Annotated in this window: 25 protein-coding genes and 1 pseudogene; 11 read left to right on the top strand and 15 right to left on the bottom strand. The window is 73.5% G+C overall.

The window, feature by feature from the left end; all coding sequences use genetic code 11:
- From F6W97_RS39760 to F6W97_RS39735, 6 genes and pseudogenes are all read right to left on the bottom strand, one after another.
- A pseudogene (locus tag F6W97_RS39760) lies at window positions 1-856 on the bottom strand (hypothetical protein); the annotation flags it as partial.
- A gap of 100 nt (window positions 857-956) precedes the next feature.
- Window positions 957-1793: a PhzF family phenazine biosynthesis protein gene (locus tag F6W97_RS39755; protein WP_155375776.1), complete on the bottom strand. Its 837-nt coding sequence runs from the start codon at window positions 1791-1793 to the stop codon at window positions 957-959.
- A 57-nt stretch (window positions 1794-1850) separates the two neighbouring features.
- The gene (locus F6W97_RS39750; protein WP_155375775.1) at window positions 1851-2360 is read right to left on the bottom strand and encodes a GNAT family N-acetyltransferase; all 510 of its coding nucleotides are present in this window, start codon (window positions 2358-2360) and stop codon (window positions 1851-1853) included.
- A gap of 29 nt (window positions 2361-2389) precedes the next feature.
- A complete protein-coding gene (locus F6W97_RS39745; protein WP_155375774.1) occupies window positions 2390-3094 on the bottom strand; it encodes a class I SAM-dependent methyltransferase in 705 nt (234 codons plus the stop codon).
- A 117-nt stretch (window positions 3095-3211) separates the two neighbouring features.
- Window positions 3212-3553, bottom strand: coding sequence for a thioredoxin (gene trxA / locus F6W97_RS39740; RefSeq protein WP_155375773.1), 342 nt, complete (start codon window positions 3551-3553; stop codon window positions 3212-3214).
- Entirely contained in the window at window positions 3529-3915 is a 387-nt protein-coding gene (locus F6W97_RS39735) for a MerR family transcriptional regulator (protein ID WP_155375772.1), read from the bottom strand. Before F6W97_RS39735 ends, trxA begins: the two co-directional genes overlap by 25 nt.
- A 231-nt stretch (window positions 3916-4146) precedes the next feature.
- Between F6W97_RS39735 and F6W97_RS39730 the strand changes: the two genes are divergently transcribed.
- Window positions 4147-5490 (top strand): RICIN domain-containing protein, encoded by a 1344-nt coding sequence (locus F6W97_RS39730; RefSeq protein ID WP_196279537.1) that lies wholly within the window; start codon window positions 4147-4149, stop codon window positions 5488-5490.
- Between the two features lie 113 nt (window positions 5491-5603).
- Here F6W97_RS39730 and F6W97_RS39725 read toward each other — a convergent pair whose 3' ends face one another.
- The gene (locus F6W97_RS39725) at window positions 5604-8129 is read right to left on the bottom strand and encodes an ABC transporter permease (RefSeq protein WP_155375770.1); all 2526 of its coding nucleotides are present in this window, start codon (window positions 8127-8129) and stop codon (window positions 5604-5606) included.
- Entirely contained in the window at window positions 8129-8923 is a 795-nt protein-coding gene (locus F6W97_RS39720; RefSeq protein ID WP_155375769.1) for an ABC transporter ATP-binding protein, read from the bottom strand. Before F6W97_RS39720 ends, F6W97_RS39725 begins: the two co-directional genes overlap by 1 nt.
- A 159-nt stretch (window positions 8924-9082) precedes the next feature.
- On the opposite strand from F6W97_RS39720, the gene F6W97_RS39715 reads away from it, so the two are divergent.
- Together F6W97_RS39715 and F6W97_RS39710 are read left to right on the top strand one after the other, a co-directional pair.
- Entirely contained in the window at window positions 9083-10372 is a 1290-nt protein-coding gene (locus F6W97_RS39715) for a sensor histidine kinase (RefSeq protein ID WP_230687357.1), read from the top strand.
- Entirely contained in the window at window positions 10369-11040 is a 672-nt protein-coding gene (locus tag F6W97_RS39710) for a response regulator (RefSeq protein ID WP_155375768.1), read from the top strand. The genes F6W97_RS39715 and F6W97_RS39710 overlap by 4 nt, the downstream gene beginning before the upstream one ends.
- 61 nt (window positions 11041-11101) lie before the next feature.
- On the opposite strand, the gene F6W97_RS39705 is transcribed toward F6W97_RS39710, so the two are convergent.
- Window positions 11102-11305: a CsbD family protein gene (locus tag F6W97_RS39705; protein WP_155375767.1), complete on the bottom strand. Its 204-nt coding sequence runs from the start codon at window positions 11303-11305 to the stop codon at window positions 11102-11104.
- A gap of 219 nt (window positions 11306-11524) precedes the next feature.
- On the opposite strand from F6W97_RS39705, the gene F6W97_RS39700 reads away from it, so the two are divergent.
- Both F6W97_RS39700 and F6W97_RS39695 read left to right on the top strand, forming a co-directional pair.
- The gene (locus tag F6W97_RS39700; protein WP_155375766.1) at window positions 11525-11815 is read left to right on the top strand and encodes a hypothetical protein; all 291 of its coding nucleotides are present in this window, start codon (window positions 11525-11527) and stop codon (window positions 11813-11815) included.
- Between the two features lie 41 nt (window positions 11816-11856).
- Window positions 11857-12837, top strand: coding sequence for a carcinine hydrolase/isopenicillin-N N-acyltransferase family protein (locus F6W97_RS39695; protein ID WP_155375765.1), 981 nt, complete (start codon window positions 11857-11859; stop codon window positions 12835-12837).
- 22 nt (window positions 12838-12859) lie between these two features.
- Here the strand turns inward: F6W97_RS39695 and F6W97_RS39690 are convergent, their stop codons facing one another.
- Complete coding sequence (locus F6W97_RS39690) at window positions 12860-13291, bottom strand: hypothetical protein (RefSeq protein ID WP_155375764.1); 432 nt, start codon at window positions 13289-13291, stop codon at window positions 12860-12862.
- A 79-nt stretch (window positions 13292-13370) separates the two neighbouring features.
- The gene (locus F6W97_RS39685; RefSeq protein WP_155375763.1) at window positions 13371-13997 is read right to left on the bottom strand and encodes a pyridoxamine 5'-phosphate oxidase family protein; all 627 of its coding nucleotides are present in this window, start codon (window positions 13995-13997) and stop codon (window positions 13371-13373) included.
- A gap of 200 nt (window positions 13998-14197) precedes the next feature.
- Here F6W97_RS39685 and F6W97_RS39680 point away from each other — a divergent pair, with 200 nt between their 5' ends.
- From F6W97_RS39680 to F6W97_RS39655, 6 genes are read left to right on the top strand one after another with little or no spacing between them, the layout of a single operon-like run.
- Window positions 14198-14557, top strand: coding sequence for an STAS domain-containing protein (locus F6W97_RS39680; RefSeq protein WP_155375762.1), 360 nt, complete (start codon window positions 14198-14200; stop codon window positions 14555-14557).
- Window positions 14554-16002 carry a trehalose-6-phosphate synthase gene (locus F6W97_RS39675; protein ID WP_155375761.1) on the top strand — a complete coding sequence of 483 codons (1449 nt, stop codon included), beginning with the start codon at window positions 14554-14556 and terminating at the stop codon, window positions 16000-16002. The genes F6W97_RS39680 and F6W97_RS39675 overlap by 4 nt, the downstream gene beginning before the upstream one ends.
- 7 nt (window positions 16003-16009) lie before the next feature.
- A complete protein-coding gene (locus F6W97_RS39670; RefSeq protein ID WP_155375760.1) occupies window positions 16010-16687 on the top strand; it encodes a response regulator transcription factor in 678 nt (225 codons plus the stop codon).
- The gene (locus F6W97_RS39665) at window positions 16687-18048 is read left to right on the top strand and encodes a sensor histidine kinase (protein WP_407924653.1); all 1362 of its coding nucleotides are present in this window, start codon (window positions 16687-16689) and stop codon (window positions 18046-18048) included. The genes F6W97_RS39670 and F6W97_RS39665 overlap by 1 nt, the downstream gene beginning before the upstream one ends.
- Window positions 18045-18602, top strand: a complete 558-nt coding sequence (locus F6W97_RS39660; RefSeq protein ID WP_155375758.1) for a GerMN domain-containing protein — start codon at window positions 18045-18047, stop codon at window positions 18600-18602. The genes F6W97_RS39665 and F6W97_RS39660 overlap by 4 nt, the downstream gene beginning before the upstream one ends.
- Before the next feature lie 26 nt (window positions 18603-18628).
- Window positions 18629-19132: a DsbA family protein gene (locus tag F6W97_RS39655; protein ID WP_155375757.1), complete on the top strand. Its 504-nt coding sequence runs from the start codon at window positions 18629-18631 to the stop codon at window positions 19130-19132.
- A gap of 21 nt (window positions 19133-19153) precedes the next feature.
- Here the strand turns inward: F6W97_RS39655 and nhaA are convergent, their stop codons facing one another.
- The 4 genes from nhaA to F6W97_RS39635 all read right to left on the bottom strand — a co-directional run bounded on the left by nhaA (window position 19154) and on the right by F6W97_RS39635 (window position 23658).
- Window positions 19154-20485 (bottom strand): Na+/H+ antiporter NhaA, encoded by a 1332-nt coding sequence (gene nhaA, locus F6W97_RS39650; RefSeq protein WP_230687356.1) that lies wholly within the window; start codon window positions 20483-20485, stop codon window positions 19154-19156.
- Window positions 20486-20739: 254 nt separating this feature from the next.
- Window positions 20740-22548, bottom strand: coding sequence for a gamma-glutamyltransferase (gene ggt / locus F6W97_RS39645; RefSeq protein ID WP_407924652.1), 1809 nt, complete (start codon window positions 22546-22548; stop codon window positions 20740-20742).
- A 94-nt stretch (window positions 22549-22642) separates the two neighbouring features.
- The gene (locus tag F6W97_RS39640) at window positions 22643-23140 is read right to left on the bottom strand and encodes an EXPERA domain-containing protein (protein ID WP_155375754.1); all 498 of its coding nucleotides are present in this window, start codon (window positions 23138-23140) and stop codon (window positions 22643-22645) included.
- 92 nt (window positions 23141-23232) lie between these two features.
- Window positions 23233-23658 carry a protein-tyrosine phosphatase family protein gene (locus tag F6W97_RS39635; RefSeq protein WP_155375778.1) on the bottom strand — a complete coding sequence of 142 codons (426 nt, stop codon included), beginning with the start codon at window positions 23656-23658 and terminating at the stop codon, window positions 23233-23235.
- Window positions 23659-23851: the final 193 nt, after the last annotated feature.

The following is a 23851-nucleotide window of genomic DNA, read 5'->3' as shown; positions in this document are numbered from 1 at the left end:
CCACGGTCGCGCCCGTGCCGCCGGCCCCGCCGTCGCCACTGGTCGCGCCGTCGACGCCGGAGCCGCCGGCCGCGCCGCCGCCGCCGCCCTTGCCCGCGTTGCCGCTTTCGCCGTCGGCGCCGGTGCACAGGGCCGCCGAGGGCACCGCCATCGTGCCGCCCGCGCCGCCGTCACCAGGGGCGCTGCTGCCGATGCCGCCGGGCCGGGTCGTGCCCGGACGGCTGCCGGTGGCGTCCATGCCGCCGGGGCCGCCGTTGGAGAACTCGGGGCTGCCCTGCCCGCCGTCGCCGCCCGCGGCCTGGGTCAGCAGCAGCGGGGTGTCGTTGAGCAGCACGCTGACCTCGGTGATCGCCCCGCCTGCACCGTCCGCGCCGGCCTTGGAGAGCTGACCCGGGTTGCCGTTGCCGCCGGGTGCGCTCGGCGCGCCGCCGGTCGCCGCCGCCGCGCCGCGCCCCCCGCTGCCGCCGCGGCCGACCACGATGGACAGTCTCGTCGCCGGGAAGTCGGCAGGCAGCACACACTTCACGTACTGTCCCGCGCCGCCCGAACCGCCGCCCGCGCCACCGCCGCCGGAGCTGCCACCGGCTCCGCCGCCACCGCCCCGGCCGAACAGCGACTTGCCGCCGCCACCGCCGCCGCCCCCGGCGCCACCGCCGTTGCCGCCGCCACCGCCGCCGCCCGCGCCCCACAGCTCCAGGGTCACCTCGACACCGGCGGGCACGTCGAACGTGTACGTGCCTGCGGTGTCGTAGACCTGCTCACCGGCGACGGCGGCGCTCCAGGACGGCGCGCCGCCCGCGGCTGCTCCCGCGAGCAGTGCCGCGGACAGCGCGGCCGCTCGATACGACTTTTTCACTACATGTCACCTTTCCTAGGATCGACAAGATCCTACGGAGGCGACCCCTTCCCGACTGCCTTCGCCACGCCCGTGACCTGCGAAAACACTACGCCGAGCACTACAGCGCGACGGCCGAGCCGCTCACCGCGATGCCGCTGCCAGGGTCCGGCCTGATCTGGACGGTGAGCACGCTGGGACGGCCCATGTCGTCGCCCTGGTGGACGGTGACCGTGGCGGGCGGCGTCACCAGACCCAGCTCGCGCAGGTAGCCGCCGAACGCCGCGGCCGCCGCGCCGGTCGCCGGGTCCTCCACCACACCACCCGGCGGGAACGGGTTGCGGGCGTGGAACACGTCCGCCGACTCCCGCCACACCAGGTCCACGGTGGTCCAGCCGCGCCGCGCCATCAGCTCCCCGAGCACGGCCATGTCGTAGTCCAGGTCGGACAGCCGCTGCCGGGTCGCCGCAGCCAGGACCGGGTGCCAGACCCCGGCGTACGCCAGCCGCGGCGGCAGCGCCGGATCGAGGTCCGCGGCCGACCAGCCCAACGCGTCGAGCAGCGCGCCGAGATCGGCCTCGTCGAGCGTTGCGGTACGCGGCGCGACGCTGGTCAGCGTGGCCGTGGCGGTGCCGTCGGCGGCCAGGCTGGTGAGCACCTGCACGGTGCCCGCCTTCGTGTCGAAGGTCAGCGGGCCCGCGCCGTGGCGCTCGGCGTACGCCGCCGCGGCCGCGATGGTCGCGTGCCCGCAGAAGTCCACCTCGGCCAGCGGGCTGAAGTAGCGCACCGTGAACCGGCCGCCGCCGTGCGGGATCAGGAACGCGGTCTCGGAGTAGCCGACGTCCGCGGCGATGCCGAGCATCGTCGTGTCGTCGAGCGCGGTCGCGTCGAGCACGACGCCCGCGGGGTTGCCGCCGGCCGGGTCGGCGGTGAACGCCGCGTATCTCAAGATCTCCACAGTTCGACGGTACGCACCGTGCGGCCGCCGCCCCACGGCCAATTCGCGACCGGTGGCTCAGTCGCGGGGCGGGGAGGCCGCCAGCCGGGCATATTTGATCATCAAGGGACGCAGGCCGCGCTTCTCGTACACCCGCTGCGCGCCGAGGTTGGCCGCCAGTGTGCCGATGTACAGGTCACCTATGCCCAGCTCGGCGAGCCGGTCGTCGACGGCGTCGAGCAGCCGGGTGCCGACGCCCCGGCCGCGGTGGCTCGCCGCCACCGACAGCGACTCCAGCTCGGCGATCCGGTCGCCGGAGACCCAGGTGTCGTCCGGGCCCGCGAACACGTGCGTGAACGCGTAACCGACCAGCTCGTCACCGTCGTGGGCCAGCAGCACGAACGAGCCCGGTTCGGTGATCCACTGCCGGTACAGGTCGCGGCGCAGCTGCCAGGACCGCTCGTCTGGATACATGGCCAGCTCCGGTGCGATCTCCCGATGGTGCCGGTGCATGGACAGCCACAGCGGCTCCAGCGCATCGACCGCCTCCGCCCCGGCCAGGCGGACCGTCACCCCGTCGTCGTTCATGAACGACAACGCTACCGAAGCGTCCGTGCTCACCGGCGGGCGATGACGATGTCCGGGTCGTCGGCGCCGACCACGGTGAACCCTGCGGCGGCCAGTTCGGCGTCGAAGCCGGACTCGGTGGCGAGGTGGCCGTCGAAGACCTCGGTCTCCTCGCGTACCAGCGCGCCTTCGCGGCTGACCCGGTAGCTGAACCGCCACCGGACCCGGTCCGCGCCGACCGGCGTGGTGACCACCTCGCCGCTGTAGAGGTCACCGCCGAGCTGCCACGACGGCAGGTCGCGGCGGCCGTCGGCAGCGTGTGCCGGCGGACGCTGCACCACCAGCCTGCCCCCGGGCACCAGCGCGGTCGCGAGCGCGCGCAGCGCCGCGGCCCGGTCGGACACGTCGAGCCCGGCCATCGTGTTCAGGCACCACGCGAAGTCGGCGACGCCGACCAGCCCCAGATCCTGCACGTTGCGGGCGTGCACGCGGACCCGGGGCAGCACCTCGCTCTGCCCGGCGATGCGGCTGAGCAGCACGGCCCGCATGCTCGCGGCGGGCTCGACGGCATGCACCGGCACGGCACAGCGGCGGGCGAGCAGGCTCACCGCCAGTCCGGTGCCCGCCCCGACGTCCAGCACGCCCACCTCGGGGCTGCCGAGCCACCGGTCGAGCAGCCGCCCGCTGACCGCGAGCTGTTCGGCGGCCTGCAACAGGTCGTAGAACTCCGCGGTGACGGCGTACGCCTGGCCCATCAGTCGATCATGTCAAAGCGCGCGGGGTTGCGTGCCGTTCCTCAGATGCCCGGCCGACGGCGAGCCGCGGCGGCGCGCCAGCCGGCCGCCGCGGCGTGAGTGTGCTCAGCCCTGGGCTCAGCCCTCGATACCGGCTTCCAGGAACTGGCGCAGCGCCATCTTCGGGCGGTTGCCGACCGCGCTGGCGACGACCTCGCCGCCGCGGAAGATGATCAGCGTCGGCATCGACATCACCTTGTACGCGCGGGCCGTCTCCGGGTTGGCGTCAGCATCGATCTTCGTCATGAGCACCCTGTCGCCGAACTCCCCGTGCAGCTCGTTCAGCGACCGGTCCAGCACCTTGCACGGCGCGCACCACTCCGCCCAGAAGTCGACCACCACGGGCCGGTCCGACTTCAGCACGACGTCGACGAACGTGGCGTCGGTGACCTCGATCAGGGGGCCGTTCTTCTCAGACATGTCTTCTCCCGATGGGCGATGGCTTCATTGAGCTGTTGGTGGAGCTGGTCGCGGACGGCGTTGAGCCGGCCGAGGCAGGTGTCGACCTCGTCGAGTTTGCGCCGCAGCACGGCGACCGAGTCGGGACACACGTCGCCGGTCGCGTGCCCGGCGCGCAGGCAGGCCACGAACGGGCGGATGTCGTCCAGGTCGAACCCGACCGCGATCAGGGCCCGGATCTCGTGCACGACCCGCAGTTCGGCCTCGTCGAAGGCACGGTAGCCGTTGGTCGCGCGCCGCGAGCGGATGAGTCCGTGCTGCTCGTAGTACCGCAGCGTGCGGGTGCTGGTGCCGGCGCGCTGCGCCAGCTCGCCGATGAGCATCCGGTTCCTCCTCCCTGTCCTGCAACACGCTAAACGTTGCCGCCGGTGTCAAGGCAAGCGTGGCCCCGGTCACGCCGCGCGCCGTGTCGGCCGGTGACCTTGACAGCCGTCGATGAGGGTACGGACACTGTGGAACATCGCGTCCGGCTTGCCCGGGCCGTTCAGGACGCGAAATGTTAGCGCTCACATGCATGCCTCCCTATGCATCGCCGACTGCGACAAGGAGCAAAGATGCTCGGCAGCACCCCGTCCCTGCGGCTCTCCCCGGCCGCCCGCGCCGTCGCCGCCACCGCGGCCGTACTGCTCGCCCTGCTCGCCGGCCTGTCCGGCGCGCGGCCCGCCGCCGCGGCCACGGTGACCAGGTACGTGCTCACCGCGTTCACCAACAGCAGCGAGAGCAACCTCTACGTCTACACGTCCACCAACGCGCGCGACTTCACCCTGCTGCGCGGCCCCGCGTACACCCCGCCGTCGGGCCTGATCCGCGACCCCAGCGTGCTCAAGCACAGCGACGGCCGCTACTACGTCGTGTACACCACCAACTGGACCGGCACCGAGTTCGGCATCGCGTCCAGCACCGACCTGATCAACTGGTCGTTCGTGCGCAACGTGCCGGTCGGCATCTCCGGCATCGTCAACACCTGGGCGCCGGAATGGTTCGTCGACCCGGCCGACGGCAGCGTGAACGTCATCGTGTCGCTGAGCACCACCTCGTACGCGAACTTCCGGCCGTACCGATTCCGGGCCCTGAACACGGCGTTCTCGTCGTGGGCCGCGCCGGTCGCGCTGTCGGGCATCGCGCCGAACTACATCGACACCTTCGTCGTACGCTCCGGCAGCACGTACCACGCGTTCGCCAAGAACGAGACCACCAAGTACATCGAGCACGCCACGGCTTCCTCGCTCAACGGGCCGTGGACGTTCACGGGGACCGGGAACTGGGCCGGCTGGGGCTCCGGGGTCGAGGGCCCGGCCCTGGTCCGGCAGACCGACGGCAGCTGGCGCATCTACATGGACGGCTACACGTCGGGCCACTACTACACGGCCACCAGCACCGACCTGAACAACTGGTCGGCGCGCTCGGACGTGCCCGGCGGGCTGAGCGGCTTCATCCGGCACGGCACCGTGCTGTCCGAGACGATCACCACCGGGGACGCGTTCACCTCCACCGCCGTCGCCCAGCACAGCGGCAAGTGCCTCGACGTGCCCAACGCCTCCACCGCCACCGGCACCCAGCTGCGGCAGTGGCCCTGCAACGGCCAGACCGCGCAGTCGTTCCGGTTCACCCCCGTCGGCGCCGACACGTACACCATCACCAACACCGCCAACGGCCTGTGCCTGGACGTCAACGGCGTGTCCACCGCCAACGGCGCCGCGATCATCCAGTGGACCTGCACCAACACCGCCAACCAGCAGTTCACCCTGCGCCTGTCCAGCACCGGCGTCTACCAGCTGATCGCCGCACACAGCGGCAAGTGCGTGGACATCAACAACGCCTCCACCGCCGACGGCGCCCTCGCCATCCAGTGGACCTGCGGCACTGGCACCAACCAACGCTGGCGCCTCACCCGCTGACCCCACCCACCCCCCGCACCACCCCGGCTCGCCATAGACGTTGGCCTATCTGGATGACAAAAGTGCGATCAAAGTCATCCAGATAGGCCAACGTCGATTAAAAACGCGGCGCGTCACTCCGTGGCGATAGCCGCCAGGATGTCGGCGCGAGCCGCACGGCGGGCGGGCCACAGCGCGGCCAGCACCCCGACCAGCCCCATCCCCGCCAACGCCACCCCCGCCGTCAACCACGGCACCGACAACCCGAACACCGGATTCGCCAGGATCACGTACTGCATCACCCCGCCCAGCAGCACACCCACCCCGATCCCCAGCACTCCGCCGTACAGCGAGATCACCACGCTCTCCCGCCGCACCGTCCGGCGCACCAGCCCCCGCGACGCCCCCAGCGCCCGGAACACCCCCAGCTCACGCGTCCGCTCCAGCACCGACAGCGCCAACGTGTTGATCACCCCGAACACCGCGATCACCACAGCCGCCCCGAGCAGCACGTACACCAGCCCGAGCACCAGCTGCAGCGGCCCGAGCATGTCCTCGACCAACTGCCCCCGGTCCTGCACCAGCACGTCCGGCCGCGACGCGAACGCCTTCTCCATCGCGGTACGCAGCGCCGCCGGATCACCTCCGACCGCGAACATGCTGTCGCCCTCCCCCGACACCCCCGCCGGCAGCAGCGCCTCGTCGATGAGCTGCCCGCGCAGCAGGTCGCCGCCCTCGTGCACCCCGGCGACGGTCACCGCCACCTCGACCGGCTTGGGCTGCCCCGCCGCGTCGGCGCTCAGGAACCGGAACCGCACCTGCTCCCCGACGCCTACCCCGAGCCGGGTCGCGATCTGCTCCGACAGCAGTACCCCGCGGCGCAGGTCCCCGGACCCCGCGGTCACCTTCGGGCGGATCGCACTGCCGACCGCGGCCGGGTTCAGGCTGGTGAACCCGCTCTCCGCCACCGCACCCCGCAGCGAGACGACGTCGACGGCCCCCCAGCGCGGCACGGCCAGACCGGTCACGCCCGGCACGGCGGAGGCGGTGGCCAGCACCGTGTCGTCGAGCACGCCGAACGCCGCGGCGCGCAGCACCACCGCCGACTCGGGCACCGCCGAGCGCACCTGCTCGGTGGTGTCGTCGCGCAGCGTCTGCCCCACAGTCGCGAACGCGCACACCAGTGACAGGCCGATCATCAGCGCGGACGCGGTGGCGGCGGTGCGCCGCGGGTCGCGTACGGCGTTGCGCATCGCGATGCGGGTGACCGGGCCGGGCGAGCGGAGCAGCCGGGTCAGCGGGGCGAGCACCGTCGACACCAGGATCGGCGCGGTGAGCAGCACGCCGACCCAGGCCAGCACCGCCCCGGCCATGGCCAGCATCCGTTTGGGCTCGGTCAGCTCGTCGGGCGAGGTCACCGCGACCATGGCCGCGCCGGCCGCCACGGCGACCAACCCCAGCACGGTACGCAGCACCAGCGAGCGCCGCGGCACGGCGGCGTCGGTACGCAGCGCCGCCATCGGCGACACCCGGGCCGCCCGGCGCGCCGACCCGTACGCCGACACGATCGTCACGACCACGCCGACCGCGTACCCGAGCAGCACCGCCCACGGCGACACCGCGTACGCGACCTGCCCGTCGACCGGCAGCAGCCGCATCGCCAGCAGGCCCAGCCCGACGCCGAGCGCGACGCCGATCGTCGAGCCGACCAGGCCGAGCACGACGGCCTCGGTGAGCACGGCCCGGCGCACCTGGGACCGCCGCGCGCCGACCGCCCGCAGCAGCGCGAACTGCCGGGTGCGCTGGGTGACCAGCATGGTGAAGGTGTTCGCGATGACGAACACGCCCGCCATCAGCGCCACGGCGGCGAACGCCAGCAGCGCCTTGCGGATCACGTCGGCGTCGCTCTGCGCGGCCCGCGCCTGGTCGGCGCGCAGCGTGCTGCCCGAGTCCACGTCGAAGCCGGTGCCGAGCGCGGTCCGGGCGGCGGCGACCACGGCCGGCTCGTCCGGCCCGAACAGCTCGACCCGGGCGAAGCCGGGTGCCGCGCCGGGTGCCGCGTCCCGGTTGCGCAGCAGCTGGGCGGCGGTGCTCTCGTCGTACGCCACGGCCGGGTCGAACTCCCGGCCCGCCGCACGGTAGGTGAACACACCGACGACGGTCGCGGTGTCGGACCGGTCCCCGCCGAGCAGCACCCGCGCGGAGTCGCCGACCGACAGCCCGGCCTCGGCGGCGGCCTGCGCCTCCAGCGCCACCTCCCCGGCGCGCGACGGGCCGCGGCCCGCGGTGAGCGTGAACCGCTGCGAGCCGTCCCAGTCGGTGCCCGCGGTGTCCGGCCAGGACGTGGTGCCGAGCTTGCCGTCGGCGCGGACCAGCGCCGCGTAGCCCTCCCGGACGCCCTCGGCCCGGCTCACCCCTGGCAGTGCGGCCAGCCGGGCGACGACGTCGGCGGGGATCTCCGCCGCGGCCGAGGTCTCACGGACGGCCTGCACGAGCGCGGCCACGTCGGAGCGCGCCGCCCCGCCACCGACGGTCGCCGCGGCGGAGTCCGACACCACCCAGGTGGCGACCACGAAGGCCACCCCGAGCACGATCGCGGCCAGGGTCATCGCGACCCGGCCCAGGTGCGCGCGCAGGTCGCGCAGCATCGCCCGCAGCATCAGGCACCCGCCCCGACGGCCGTGCGGCCGCGTCCGGCGGATTCCAGGGAGCGGATCCGGTCGAGCACCCGGTCGGCGGAGGGTTCGCGCAGCTCGTCGACGATCTTCCCGTCGGCCAGGAACAGCACCCGGTCGGCGTACGACGCCGCGACCTGGTCGTGGGTGACCATCACCACGGTCTGCGAAAGCTCGTCGACGCTGCGGCGCAGGAAGCCGAGCACCTCAGCCCCGGCCCGGGAGTCCAGGGCGCCGGTCGGCTCGTCGGCGAAGACCACGTCCGGGCGGCTGATCAGCGCGCGGGCGCAGGCCACCCGCTGCTGCTGGCCGCCGGAGAGCTGGGCGGGCCGGTGGTGCAGCCGGTCGCGCAGCCCGACCGCGTCGATCACGGTGTCGGCGAAGGCCTGGTCGGGCCGCCGTCCGGCCAGATCCAGCGGGAGGGTGATGTTCTCCCACGCGGTCAGCGTCGGCAGCAGGTTGAACGCCTGGAACACGAAACCCATCCGGTCGCGGCGCAGCGCCGTCAGCGCGTCGTCGCGCAGGCCGCTCAGCTCGACCCGGTCGGCGCTGCCGTGCCGGGAGCCGTCCAGCCACACCCGGCCCCCGGTCGGGGTGTCCAGGCCGGCCAGGCAGTGCATCAGGGTGGACTTGCCGGACCCGGACGGGCCCATGATCGCGGTAAGCTCGCCGCGGCCGAAGGCCGTCGTCACCGCGTCCAGCGCGGTCACCTGCGCGTCGCCCGAGCCGTACCGCTTGGTCAGGTCTTCCGCGCTCACCGCGGCCTCGAAGTTCGTCATGGGCGACACGCTGCCGCCCGGCGGCGGCGGTGCACTCGGGCAGGAGTCGATCACGGCCCCCTACTTAAGTAGCGGGGCGCGGCGACAGAAGTAGTGGCCGCCACGGCCGCGGACCTGCCAAGCTCGTCACCGGGACGGCGGCGACCAGGGGATGAGGGCATGGAGCACAGCGCGGCACGGGTGCCCGGTCTGCCGTCGTGGCTGCAGCCGTCGAGCCGGCTGCGCCGGCTGGCGCACTGGCTGTACCCGTTCGCGCTCGGCTGCGGGGTGACGCTGTTCTCCTTCGTCTCCCCCTGGCGGCCGCCGATCTTCCTCTTCGACGGCATGTCCCCTGACCCGCACTGGGGACTGATCGCACTGGCCATGCTGGCCGCGGGCGGCAGCGCCATGCTGATCCGCCGGGCGCGCTGGCCGCTGTTCGTGCTGTCGCTCGCCGCATGGCTGGCACTGTGCATGATCGTCGCGGTGTTCGTCGCCTCCTACTACGCAGGCGCGGGCCGCCCCGGACGGCCGCACGACCCCGGCCGCGCCTGGCCGTACTTCCTGGTCGCGAGCACCCTCGTCGGCCTGCCGGTCGGCTGGAGCGCGGTGCACAGCGACCTGCTCTACGAAGGCATGACCGGCGGGCTCATCTTCGGCGGCGTCATGACCGCACTCGCCTGGGTGGCCATGACCGTCGGGCTGCCGTTCGTCTTCGGGCTGTGGGTGCGCGCCCGCCGCCAGGTCCTGGAGCAGTTCCGCGAGCGCGCCGAACGGCTCGAACGCGAGCAGCACGAGCGGGCCGAGCGGGCCCGCTCCGACGAGCGCCGCCGCATCGCCCGGGAGATGCACGACGTGGTCGCGCACCGGGTGGCGCTGATGGTGCTGCACGCCGGGGCGCTGGAGGTCAGCACCGCGGACCCGCGTACGGCTGAGGAGGCCGCGCTGATCCGCACCACCGGCCGGGAGGCGATGCAGGAGCTGCGTGAGGTGCTGGGCATGCTGCGGGCACCCGACGTGACCGGCGGGATGGCCCCGGAACTCGCGCCGCAGCCCACGCTGGCCGACCTGGACCGGCTCCTCGACTCCAGCCGGGCCGCCGGGCTGCCGGTGCGCCGGGTCGACGAGGGGCCGATGCACGATGTGTCGCCGTCCGCGCAGCGCACCGCGTACCGGGTGGTGCAGGAGGCGCTGACCAACGTGGCCAAGCACGCCGGGGCCGTGCCGACCACGGTCACGCTGCGCCGCGAGCCGCAGGGCCTGTTCGTGGCGGTCGAGAACGCACCACCACCCCAGCCGGCCCCGCCGGTGCCCGACAGCGGGCTGGGCCTGGTCGGGCTCGCCGAACGTGTCGCCCTGGCCGGTGGCACGGTGCAGGCGCGGCCGCGGCTGGACGGGGGATTCACGCTGCACGCGCGCATCCCGGCCGACCCGTCGGAGCCGGTCGGCAGCCGCGAGGTGGCCGCGTGATCCGCGTGCTGGTGGTCGACGACGAGGCGCTGGTGCGTTCCGGCCTGCGGATGATCCTGGAGGCGGCCGGTGACATCGCCGTGGTCGCCGAGGCGCGCGACGGCGCGGAGGCGGTGGAGGCGGCCCGCCGGCACCGGCCCGAGGTGGTGCTGATGGATGTCCGGATGCCGGGCACCGACGGGCTGACCGGCGCGGCCGCCGTCGCCCGGCTGCCCGAGCCGCCGCGCGTGATCATGCTGACCACGTTCGACCAGGACGAGTACGTGCACGCCGCGCTGCGCGCCGGAGCGGTCGGTTTCCTGCTCAAGGACACCCCGCCGCGTGACCTGGCCGAGGCGGTGCGCACCGTGGCGGCCGGCAACGCGATGCTCGCCCCGACGGTCACCCGCCGCCTGATCAGTTCGTTCGCCGAGCGCGGCCCGTCGGTGGCCGACCAGGCCCGGGCCCGCCTCGCGGTGCTGACCGACCGCGAGCGCGACGTGGTGCGTGCCGTCGCCCGGGGACTGGCCAACGCCGACATCGCCCGCGACTTGGACATGGCCGAGGCGACCGTGAAGGCGCACGTGAGCCGGGCGCTGGCCAAGCTGGGCCTGACCAACCGGGTGCAGGCGGCGATCCTGGTCCATGACGCCCGCCTCGACGACGGCCCCGGCACGCCGGCGGCCTGACCGGTCGGACACGCGGGCGGGCCGGTCTCCCGAGGAAGACCGGCCCGCTTGCCCGCCGAGATCAGTTCTTGGCGTCGTCGCGCTCGTCGTCGCGGCCGCGCACCGCGTCCCGCACGTCGTCGGCGGCCATGCCGGCCGCCGCCTTGGCCTGATCGGCGATGCCCTCGGCCTGCAGGCTGTGGTTGTCGGTCGCGTCGCCGACGTGCTCCTTGACCTTGCCCTTGACGTCCTGAAGGTGATGCTTGGCAGAGTCGACGGTACCCATGGGTTCATCCCTTCGTAGCTGGTCGTGCCCTATCGATCTGCCCCGCGGAGAGCGCGGGCAAACCGCCGAGCGACCCGGGCCACACCGATCCGCTGGACGGTCGCCCGGCCATCGCCGAATCGTGATGTACACGACTACGGGAAGTAATAACGACTCACTCACGTTTGTCGTTGGTGCGGTGAGGACACAGCGCAGACTGCGTAAAGGAAGGGCGGGACCATGACGGCGACGGAAGTGGTGCTGGGCGGCACGCTCGCCGCGGCCTACGTCCTGCTGCTGGCCCTGCGCCGCCGCGTCGTCGCCCGGGAGCGGCGGGCCGAACGGGCCCTGTCGGCGGCGCGGGCCCTCGCCGCCGCGCGCCGGCCCGCGCGGGCCGTCATCCGCGGCGCCCGCCGTCCGGTCCGGGTGCTGCGCACCGGGCTGCGTCATCACGCCGACCGGGTGCTGCGCCCGCGCCGCCCGCGGCGGCGGCTGCCGGTCCGGCCAGCCAACCGCAGCGCGCCGGCCTGAACGGCCTGTTCCATCGACGTCCGCCGTGCCACTGTGGACCCATGAGACGGTTCGGGTTCGTCCTGCTGCTCGTCCTGGCCGCCTGCACACCCGCAGCGCCGTCCCGGCCGGCCACGGGCGGGGCGTCGCGCCAGTCGGCGGCGCAGGCGGAGGCGACGCTGGCCGGGGTGCGCCGCGTCGACGACCTGCCGCTGTACGAGATGACCTACCTCGGCGACTACGACACCGCGGCGCCGGGTCCGCAGCCGACGGCCGCGGCGCCGTTCGGGTGCTCACTGTTCGCCGCCCTCGGCGACCCGGACCGGCCGGTGTTCGGGCGCAACTTCGACTGGGACCCGAACCCCGCGCTGGTGCTGCGGACCGACCCGCCCGACGGGTACGCCTCGATCTCCCTGGTGGACCTGCGCTACCTGGGGCTGTCCGCCGCCGACGACCCGCGCGGTGACCGCCGCCTGCTCGACGCGCCGCTGCTGCCGTTCGACGGGCTGAACGAGCGCGGGCTGGCCGTGGGCATGGCCGCCGACGAGGGCGCGTCCGCCGTTGCCGACCCGGCCAAACCGACCGTGGGCAGCGTACGCATCCTGCGCCTGGTGCTCGACCAGGCCGCCACGGTCGACGAGGCGCTCGCGGTGTTCGCCCGGCACAACATCGACTTCACCGGCGGCCCGCCGCTGCACTACCTGCTCGCGGACACCTCGGGTGCGTCGGCGCTGGTCGAGTACAGCGACGGGCGGCAGCAGGTCGAGCGCGGCACGGGGCGGTGGCAGGCGCTGACCAACGTCCCGCTGATCGGCGTCGGCGAGCCGGAACGCCGCCACGACACGCGCTACCGGGTGCTCGCGGACACGCTCGGCCGGACCGGTGGCGCGGTGCCGCAAGCCGACGCGATGAGCCTGCTGCGGGCCGTGGCTCAGCCGCACACCCGTTGGTCGGTGACGTACGACCTGCGCACTGGGCAGCTGCGGGTGGTCACCGCACAACGCTGGCAGACGGTGCACAGCTTCCGTCTGACGGCCAGCTGACCGCGGCCCGTGCAGCCGCGGCTCAGTCCTGGGGCAGCCGCGGGCGCGGGATGGGCTGCAGGAACGGCTGGCGCTGGTTGCGCAGCACCTCGGGCACCAGCCAGGTCGCGCCGCTGGCCAGCACGGTCACCATGAGCGGAACGGCCAGGTAGGGGATGCCCGACAGCAGCACCACCAGCCCGCCTCCGACGAGGTAGGCGGCGATCGCGCCGAACCGGCGCTGCCGGACCTCCTGCGGCTCGCCGCGTTCGGCGATCCACCACTTCGGAGGTTCGGCCCGCCGGCGGCGGATCTCCCCCTGCACGGCGCGGTTGGCCGCCTCCCACACGTTGCGGCGGTAGTCGTAGTCCTCGGCGTCGAAGTCGGCCGGGAAGTGCCTACGCAGCACGATCAGCCGCAGGTACAGCGTCTCGTCGGGCACCTGGCGCAGGTCGTGGAGCGGCAAGCCTGACATGTCCGACACCTCCCATTTGAGGATCGGCCCTGACGCTACCTGCCTGCTCACCCGGCCGATATCACCCGCCGGGCGTACCTCAGCGGTAGATGCCCTCCTCGTACCCGGGGCCGTAGTAGGCCTCCAGCTCCGCGATGGACTTCTGCGAGCCTTCGAAGGTCCGCACGAGCTGCGGACGCGACGGGGCCGCCCCGGGCAGCCAGGTCTCGGGCTTCCACAGCGCCGAGCGCAGGAACGCCTTCGAGCAGTGGTGGAACACCTCGTCGATCGACACGATCACGGCCAGTTGCGGCCGGTGACCCTTGACCACCATGTCGTCGAAGAACGGCGCGTCGGAGACCAGCTCCGCGTGCCCGTTGATCCGCAGCGTGTCGGTCCGGCCCGGGATCACGTACAGCAGGCCGAGCTGCGGGTTGGACAGGATGTTGAAGAACCCGTCGGCCCGCCGGTTGCCCGGCCGCTCCGGGATCGCGATCGTGGTGTCGTCGAGCACCATCGTGAAGCCGGCCGGATCGCCCTTGGGCGACACGTCGCAGCTGCCGTCGGCGTTCGAGGTGGCCACCAGGCAGAACGTCGACGCGGCCAGCCAGGCGCGATCGTAGGGGTGCAGGCTGGTGCGGGTCTTGCCGGCAGCGGCCGGGGTGGGCTCGCCCAGCAGCGCGCGCAGCTGCTCCGGCGTCGTGATCCGATGCGGACTGGAGCTCATGGTCAGGTCCTCCCCGTCAGCCGATTCGCTGCTGAGACTACCTCCGCGGCGTGACGGCGCCGCCCATGCCGGCACGGGCCGAACCCACCCCGGACGGGCACGAGGTCGAGTCCTGACACGAAACGGTGGAACTGTCACACAACTGTCACAGTTCCGCCGGATGATCGCCGTACCGGCGGGCAAGGCTCAGAGTCCATCAAGTGGAGGTGACGGTGGACGACGTGGTCCCCGCCGGCGCGACGCAGGTCGTGCCGCTGGTCGAGGTGCAGGTACGCGGCGATCTGGACGCCCGGTCCGCGCCGAGCGTGCACGACGTGCTGGAGGAGGCGCTGGCGCTGCACCCGCGCCAGCTCGTCATCGACCTCGCCGACTGCGAGCTGATCGACGCGGCCGGCATCCTGCTGCTGCTGGACACCCACCGCCGGGCCATGCGCGACGGCGGCACCGTGGCGCTGCGCTCGCCGTCCGCGCGGGCCAGGCGCAACCTGAAACTCGCCCGGGTCGACCGGGTGCTGCAGGTGCTCACCTCGGACAGCGAACCGCCACGGGTGACGCCGTGAGCCGCGGGCGACGGTACGGCCTGGTCGTGGCCGCCGACCGCCTGCCCGCCGCCGATCCCGACGACAGCCGCGACCATGTCGACGCCGCGCTGGCGTCGCTGCGGCCGCTCGTCGCGGCGTCGGCCGGGGCGTGGGCGCCGGCCGGCGGTGTGGGCTCCGGCGACGGCGTGCTCGGGGTGAACCCGCCCGCCCGCGCCGACGCCGCCGCGCTCGGCGCGAGCCTGCTCCGCTCCCTGTGCCACCACCAGCCCGCGGACTTCCCGAACGGCTGGTTCGAGAGCTACCTGGCGGTCAACCGCCGGGTCGCCGCCGCCGTGGCCGCGTCGGCGGCGGCCTCGGCGACGGTGTGGACGCACGGCCACCAGCTGCAGCTGCTACCGCGCATGCTGCGCCGGATGCGCCCGGACCTGGCCGTCGTCGGGCACCTGCACAGCACGTTCGCGCCCGCGGAGTCGTTCGCCCGGCTGCCCGAGCACCGGGCGCTGCTGTCGGGGCTGCTCGGTGCGGACGTGATCGCGCTGCCGCACCAGCGGGCCGTGGACAACCTGCTCGACCTGGCCGAACGGGTGCACGGCCTGCCGGTGCGCGACGGCCGCATCACGGTCGGCCACCGAGGGCTGCGGGTTCTCGCGTACCCGCTGCCCGCCGACACCGCGGGGGCCCGGCGGCTGGCCCTGCTGCCCCCGGTCCGCGCCGCAGGCGGGCGGATCCGCGAGGCGATGCGGGTGAGCGGGACGGTGCTGCTGTCGGTCGCCGGGTGGGACCCCGCCGACGCCGTCGAGCAGCGGCTGCACGCCTTCGAACGGTTCCTCGCCGAGCACCGGCCCGCCCCCGGCGAGGTCGCGCTGCTGCACGTGGCCTGCGGCAACCCGCGCACCCCAGCCGAGGACGCGCAGCGCGAACGGGTGGACCGGCTCATCGCGAAGATCAACGGTACGCACGCCAGCGTCGGGCAGGCCGTCGTCCACTACGTACGCGCCGAGCCCGACCGCCGCGACCTGGCCGCGCTGTACCTGGCCTGCGACGGGATGCTGGTCACGCCGACCCACCACGGCACCGTGGCATCCGCGCACGAGTTCATCGCGGCCCGCGGCGAACTCGGCGCATCCGTCGTGGTCAGCGAACTGACCAGCGGCGTCACCGACCTGCCGGGGGCGATCGCGGTCAACCCGCACGACACGGGCGCGTTCGCCGACGCCATCGCGACGGCCGCGGGCCGCTACGGTCCGGCCCCGCGGGCCCGCCACGCCGACCGCCCGTCGCCGCTGGACAGTTGGGCCGGACACCTGCTGACCCTGGTACGCGGCCCCGGCGCCGCCGCACCGTCGACTCCCGACCGCCGTATCCGGTGGCTGCCCGGCGGCGGCCACACCCGGCACACCCGGCCCGGCGGGTACGAGGTCGGCGGCCCTCCACTGGCCGCGCGGCGGGTTTCTGGGCGATGATGCGGCGATGGTCGCTGTACTGGTCATCGAAGACGACGACCGCATCCGCCTGTCGCTGACGCTGGCGCTGGAGGACGAGGGTTACACCGTCTCCTCCGCCGCGACGGCCGAGGAGGGTCTGGTCCGCCAACGCCGCGAGCCCGCGGACACCGTGCTCGTGGACCTGATGCTGCCCGGCATCGACGGGTTCGAGTGCATCCGGGAGCTGCGCCGCGCCGACGACGTGCCGATCGTGGTGGTCAGCGCCCGCGACGACACGCACGACATCGTCGCCGCGCTGGAGGCCGGAGCCGACGACTACGTCGTCAAGCCGATCGCGGTCAAGGAGCTCACCGCACGGCTGCGGGCGCTGCGACGGCGCGCCCGTGCGGCCACCGCGGCGGGCCCGCGCACCTCCGTGGTCGGCGACCTGGAGATCCGGCCGCAGGCGGGCGAGGTGCTGCTGCGCGGCGACCAGGTCGCGCTGACCCGCACCGAGTTCCGGCTGCTGTGCGAGCTGGCCGAGCACGCCGGTCAGGTGCTGTCGCGCCAGCAGCTGCTGGAACGGGTCTGGGAGTACGACTTCGGCGACGAACGGCTCGTCGACGTGCACATCGGACGCCTGCGCCAGAAGGTGGAGGACGACCCCGGCGCCCCGGCCCGGCTGGTCACCGTCCGCGGCCTCGGCTACAAGCTGCAGCGATGATCCGCAAGCCGGGGCTGCGGGCGCGGGTGACGGCGGGCTTCGCCGTCGGCGCACTGGTCGTGTCCACCGTCATGGGCGCGCTGTCCTACGAGCTCACCGAACGTTTCCTGCTGGCGCAGCGGGAGGACGCGGCGGTCGACGCCGTGTCGCTGGACGCGGCGATCGTCGCGTCCAGCCTCGACGCCGACCGGCCGGACGCCCTCACCGCGCTCAGCGCCCTGAACACCGGCGCGGACCGGCGCGCGTTCCTGCGCCGCGAGGGCCGCTGGTTCTCCGCGCAGGTCGACACCGCCAACACCGCCGACGAGATCCCCGACGGCCTGGTGCTCCTGGCCGAACAGGGCGAGCCCGGCATCCAGCGGGTACGCGTCGACGGCGTGCCCGCCATGGTGATCGCCGTGCCGCTGGGCGACGGGACGGCCCTCTACGAGGTCGACTTCATGCGCGAGCTGGACCGGTCACTGAAGGTGCTCGCGCTGGTGCTGACGCTCGTCGCGGTGGGCACCACCGGGGCCGGGGCGCTGCTCGGCTCGTACGCGGCCCGGCGGGTGCTGCGCCCGCTCGCCTCGGTCGCCCGCGCCGCCAGCGAGATCGCCGCCGGGGACCACAGCGCCCGGCTCGACCCCGCCGCCGAACCCGAGCTGGCCCGGCTTACCACCTCGTTCAACCTGATGGTCGACCAGCTGTCGCGGCGCATGGAACGCGACCGCCGGTTCGCCGCCGACGTCAGCCACGAGCTGCGCTCGCCGCTGCAGACCCTGTCCGCCGCCGCGAGCGTGCTGGCCCGCCGGCGCGCCCACCTCGACTCGCGCACGGCCACCGCCGCGGCCCTGCTCACCGAGGAGGTCGAGCGGTTCCAGGCCCTGGTCACCGACCTGATCGAGCTGTCGCGCAGCGACCAGGCCGCCGACCGCACCTCCGTCGACGTGCCGGCCCTGGTACGCCGCGTGTGCCGGGCCCGCGGCCTGGGCGTGAACCTGGTGTCGGTGGCCCCGGGCAGTGACGCGATCTGGCAGGTCGACCGGCGGCGCTTCGAGCAGATCCTGGTCAACCTCATCGACAACGCGCAGCGCCACGGCGGCGGGGCGGTCGCGGTGCGCCTGGGCGGCCGCCGGATGATCGGGTACTACGTCGAGGTCGACGACGAGGGCCCCGGCGTCAGCCCCGCCGACCGGGAGTCGATCTTCGACCGGTTCGTGCGCGGGCGCACCGCCGGGGCCCGCGGCGACAGCGAGGGCACCGGCCTCGGCCTGTCCCTGGTCGCCCAGCACGTGCAGGCGCACGGCGGCAGGGTGCACGTGGCCGAACGCCCCGGCGGCGGGGCCCGGTTCCGCATCGACCTGCCGAGGGTGGCCTCATGACCCGGCGTCTACTGCCGTCACTGCTGGTGGTGCTGCTCGCCGGATGTGGGGTGCCGGTCGAGGACGCCCCGCGGGTCATCGAGGTCGGCGCGCCGTCGCGCGCGGCGACCGCCGTGCCCTCCGCCGCCGCGTCGGGACCCGCCGCCGAGAGCCTGTATCTGATCCGGGACGGCTCACTGGTCGCGGTGCAGCGCCGGCTCGCCGCCGAACCCGACCCGCAGCATCTGCTCGGCGACCTGCTGGCCGGACCCACCGAGGCGGAGCAGGACCGCGGCCTGGGCACCGCGCTCGGCGGCCGCGACGTCGTCGCCTCGGTGGAACTGCTCGCCGGCACCGCGTACGTGGAACTGCCGGCGGGCATCGAGAACACCGGCCGCAACGACGACGTGCTCGCCTTCGGCCAGATCGTGTGCACCCTGACCAGCCGCGCCGACATCACCGGCGTGGTGTTCACCCGGCAGGGCGCCCGCATCGGGGTGCCGCTGCCCGACGCCTCGCTGAGCCAGGACCCGCTGCGCGCCGCCGACTACGCCACGCTGATCGCCAACGGCTGAGCACCCCGGCGAACTACGCTGCAAAGGTGACCGAGTCCGTCCCGGTGGACCTCGACCGGCATGTGTACGGGCTGCTGGACGCCCCGATCACGCTGGTGGAGTACGGCGACTTCGAGTGCCCGTACTGCGGTGCGGCCGCGCCCGTGCTGCGCCGCCTGGTCGACGATTCGGACGGCATGGTCCGGCTCGTCTACCGGCATTTCCCGCTGTTCACGGTGCACCCGTTCGCGCTGACCGCGGCGCTGGCCGCCGAGGCGTCCGGCGAGCAGTTCTGGGAGATGCACGACATGCTGTTCGCCCACCAGAGCCGGCTCACCGACCCCGACCTGGAGAACTACGCCCAGATGCTCGGCCTCGACTCGGTGACCGGGGAGGCCGTGCAGCCCTACCGGCCTCCGGTGGAGGCCGACTATCGCTCGGGGGTCGCGGAGGGGGTCCGGGGCACACCGACGCTGTTCGCCGACGGGAACCTTTATCAGGGCAAGGTCGAACTCTCCGCCCTCCGCAGCGCCCTCGGCCTCCACCGCTGACCAGAAACGGAGGAAGGGCGGTCAGCGCTCGTTGAGAGTGGGGTCGCGCCAGGGGCCCGTCGGGAGTTCGGGCATGCCGTCGGAGTCGTCGACGGTGCACAGGGGCAGGCGCTCGCCGAGGCAGCGCAGGGCCAACGAGCCGAGTACGGCCGCCAGCAGCGAACCCGCCAGTACGCCGATCTTGGCTTCGGCCTGGAGAACGGGGTCCTTGAAGGCCAGATCGGCGATGAACAGCGAGATGGTGAAGCCGATGCCGGCCAGCACCGCCCCGCCGATGAGGTGCCCGTAACGCACCCGGCCGGGCAGCTCGCCCCAGCCGGTGCGCAGCGCCAGCGCCGCGCCGAGGCTGATGCCGATGGTCTTGCCCGCCAGCAGCGCCACCACGATGCCGATGGTGACCGGCGACGTCAGCGCCCGCCGCAGCGTCTCGGCGTCCAGCCGCACCCCCGCGTTGGCCAGGCCGAACAGCGGGATCACCAGGAACGCGCTGACCGGGTGCAGCGCGTCCTGCAGCCGGTCGTTGGGCGGCACCGTGGCCCGCGCCGCGGCGGCGGCCAGCCGGGCCCGGACGGCGTCGGCGCGCTCGATCACCGCCCGGCCGTAGAAGCGCAGCCGTTCTGCCTGCTCCGGTTCCACCGGCGTGGCCGGCACGAGCAGCCCGACGATCACCCCGGCGAGCGTCGGGTGCAGGCCGGAGGCGAACACGGCCACCCACAGCAGCATGCCGACGACGACGTACGCCTGGAGCTGCCATACCCGCGCCCAGCGCAGGCCCACCAGCACCAGGGTCAGCGCCAGCACCGCCACCAGCGCGGGAGCCGACATCCCGGCGCTGTAGAAGATCGCCATGACTCCGATCGCGCCGATGTCGTCGGCGATGGCCAGGGTGAGCAGGAACAGCCGCAGCTGGTCCGGGCAGCGCGGCCCGAACAGGGCCAGGATGCCGACCAGGAACGCCGTGTCGGTCGAGATGGGAATGCCCCAGCCGTGCAGCGCCGGCGGCGACGGGTTGAACGCGACATAGATCAGCGCGGGCAGGATCAGGCCGCCGAGCGCGCCGAGCACCGGCACCAGCACCGCCCGCGGGCGGCGCAGCTCCCCCACGGTCAGCTCGCGGCTGATCTCCAGGCCGACGGTGAGGAAGAACAGCGCCATCGCCAGGTCGTTGACCCAGTGCCGCAGGTCCAGGTCGATCCCGACCTCGCCGACCCGGACCGAGGCCTCGGTGTGCCAGAACGCCTCGTACCCGCCGCCGGGCAGGTTCGCCCAGATCAGCGCCAGCACCGTCGCGATGAGCAGCAGCAGTCCGCCGCCAGCCTCGGTCGCCAGGAACCGCTGCAACGGGTACGACACATGCGGCACCGGGATCGACAACCGCGGGCGGGGACCGGGCCGCGGCGGCCGCGGCTCGGTGTTCTGCGCGCTCACCGCGCCCCATCCGCGCGTACCACCACGCTTCCCATAATCCCGCGCAGCGTCCCCGGCGCTGCAGTTTCGGGGAAAGTGCAGCTATCGACCGGTGCGATAGTGCAGTTTCCCCGAAAGTGCAGCACCGCGCCCTCGGGCGGGCCCGCCCGAACGGCGGGCTCGCCCGAGGGCGGCGTGGGTTACGGGCCTGACACGGGCCAGACGACTCCGGCGGAGCCGCCGCCGCGGCGGACGGGTTCGGCGGCGGCGAGCAGGCGGCCGTGGCCGAGGAACTCGATGCCGGTCGCGGCTCCGATCTCCGGGCTGGCCGCGAACGTGTGGCCGAGCGCCGTCAGCCCGGGGATCTCCGGGGCGAAATCGGCCTCGGCCAGCACCGCGGCCGTGTTGCGCTGCGTCGCGCGGGCCGCGGCGACCGCCTCCGGCAGGGTCATGCCGAGGTCCAGGCGGTTCACCAGGATCTGCAGCACGGTCGTGATGATCGTCGAGCCACCGGGGGTGCCGACCGCCAGGAACGGGCGGCCGTCGGCCAGCACGATCGTCGGTGCCATGGAGCTGCGCGGCCGCTTGCCGGGGCCGGGCAGGTTCGGGTCCGGGGCGCTGCCCTGGGTCGGGGTGAAGTTGAAGTCGGTCATCTCGTTGTTGAGCAGGAAGCCGCGACCGGGCACGACCATGCCGTTGCCGCCGGTCTGCTCGATGGTCAGCGTGTACTCGACCACGTTGCCCCAGCGGTCCGCGACCGTCAGGTTGGTCGTCGACTGGCCCTCGGTCACGGCGGGGCTCGGCGCGGCCGTCGCGCAGCCGCCGTACGACCCGTCAGGCGTGCCCGGCGCGACCGGCTTGACCAGCGCCTGCGCCGGGTTCACCAGGCAGGCCCGCTCCTTGGCGAAGCCGTCGGACAGCAGCTCGTCCAGCAGCGGGCGCGGGGTGTGGTCGCCGACGAAGCGGTTCCGGTCGGCGAACGCCAGCGCGGACGACTCCAGGTACTGGTGCAGCGCCCCGGTGCGGGTGAGCGCGCTCAGGTCGGTCTGCTCCAGGATGTTGAGCGCCTCGCCGACGGCCTGACCGCCACTGGACGGGGTCGGCATGCCGTACACGTCGTAGCCGCGGTAGGAGATCCGCGTCGGCTGCGGGGTGCGCACCTGGTACGCGGCCAGGTCGGACAGGGCCATGGTGCCGGGGCGGATCGGGTACGCCCAGGTGCCGACCGGCACGTCGGCGACCGGCGGGTGCTGCACGGTGTCGACGATGTCGCGGGCCACCGCGCCCTTGTAGAACACGCCCGTGCCGTGCCGGGCGATCAGGCGGTAGGTGTCGGCCAGATCCGGGTTGCGGAACACCGAGCCGGCCTCCGGCGGCGCGCCGCCCGGCAGGTACAGCGCGCTCGTGGACGAGAACTGCCCGAACGCGGCCGCGTTGTCGCTGATCTGGGTGCGGAACGTGTTGTCGACGGTGAAACCGCGGTCGGCCACCTTCGCCGCCGGGCGCAGCGCGTCGGCCAGGTCGGTGGTCCCCCACTTGCGCAGCGCCTTGTCCCAGGTGGCCAGGGTGCCGGGCACGCCCGCGGCGATGCCGCTGACCCGGGCCTCGGCGAACGCGTACGGCAGCCCCGTCGCCGGGTCGACGAACGCGGTCTCCCCCATCGTCATCGGCGCGGCCTCCCGGCCGTCGATGGTGTACACCTTCCGGTCCCTGGCGTTGTAGTAGACCAGGAAGCCGCCCCCGCCGATGCCCGCCGAGAACGGCTCCGTCACACCCAGCGTCGCCGCCGCCGCGATCGCCGCGTCGACCGCGTTGCCGCCGTTGCGCAGCACCTCCAGGCCGACCCGGGTCGCGTCGAGATCCACCGTGGCGACCGCGCCGCCGTACCCGGTCGCCACCGGCGCCTTCTCCGGGCTGGGCGGCCTCGGGCTCGCCTGGACGGGCCCGGCGGCCGCGGTCGACGCCAGGGTCGTGACGGCGATCAGGACGAGCGCACGGCGGTGGCGCAGTCTCATGGACTTCCTCCCGGATCGGATCAGGTCAATGTCTTCACCGTATGCCGTGCGGCCGCCGCGCGCACGCCGAGTCGGGATCGCAGCGCCGTCAGAACCGCCGGGTGAACGGCTCCGGCTTGCGCATACGCACCAACAACAGTAGTGGCAACAGGACATACGGAAGGTTGAACGACAGGAACTTGACCGGGTTGGGGGTCTGCCACTGCGGCTCACCGAAGAACTCCACACCGAACACGATGACCCCGGTGATCGTGGAGATCATCGTCGCGTAGATCACCGCCGGGAGCTGGATCCAGTTGCGGCCGCGGATGAGGGCGTACACGAGTACCAGGTAGAAGGGCATGTAGACCAGGGCGGACAGGCCGGTCACGATGCGCATCCACACCGGCGGGTGCATGAACAGCGGGTCGGTGTCGTGGGCGTACCAGTAGTTGGAGTTGAGGATGAAGTTGTCCGACGGCCGGCTGAAGTCGAAGCCCAGCGTCGGCATCAGGTCGGCGATCACCGAGGTGACGGTGAAGGCGCTGAACACGATCGCGAAGAAGACGTCGATCCGGCGCTCGCGCAGGGGCAGGTTGGCGCTCATGGGGGCCTCACTCGGTGCGAGGGGTAGGGGTGATCGATTGCCGTGCGTGGCAGGCAATGTACTGCCTCGATCACGCCCGCGGCACCCCTCGGTCAGCTCGCCCCGAACCCGGCCACGAACCGCCGCTGCCAGGGCGTCTCCACGGCCCTGCGGTGGTAGCCGGCGCGCACGAACGCCACGGCCTGCTGCGCGGGGACCCCGTCCAGCACCGCCAGGCAGGCCAGCGCGGCGCCGGTGCGGCCGATCCCGCCGCCGCAGGCAACCTCGACCCGCTCGTCACCAGCCCGGTCCAGCGCCTCGACCAGCCCCTCCCGGAAGGCCGCCGGGTCCGCGGGCAGCCAGAAGTCCCGCCAGCGCACCCACCGGGCCGACCAGGGCGTCTCGGGCGGACGCCTGCCGAGCAGGTAGACCGCGAAATGCGGCAGCGGCCCGTCGGGCAGCGGGCGGCGCAGGCCGCGCCCGCGCACCAGCCGACCGGAAGGCAGCCGCAGCACTCCCGGCTGCGTCTCCTCCCACATCACCACCGGACGACCGTAACAACGAATCCCCAGACGCTTCGCATGAAGATCCGTTCTTGTGGACGATGGATGCTGACTCGAAAATCGGTGAGTGAGTGGGCAGGCGGCAGCACCCGGCGGAGCGAAGCGGAGCCGGGTTTGGTGTGGGGCGTCGTTAAGCCGCGGCGAGTAGTTCGGGTGGTGGCTGGAGGGT

Origin of the sequence: Catellatospora vulcania (assembly GCF_009720385.1) — a bacterium.
In the GTDB taxonomy this organism is placed as follows: Bacteria; Actinomycetota; Actinomycetes; order Mycobacteriales; family Micromonosporaceae; genus Catellatospora; species Catellatospora vulcania.
This window is presented reverse-complemented; position numbering and strand designations above follow the sequence as displayed.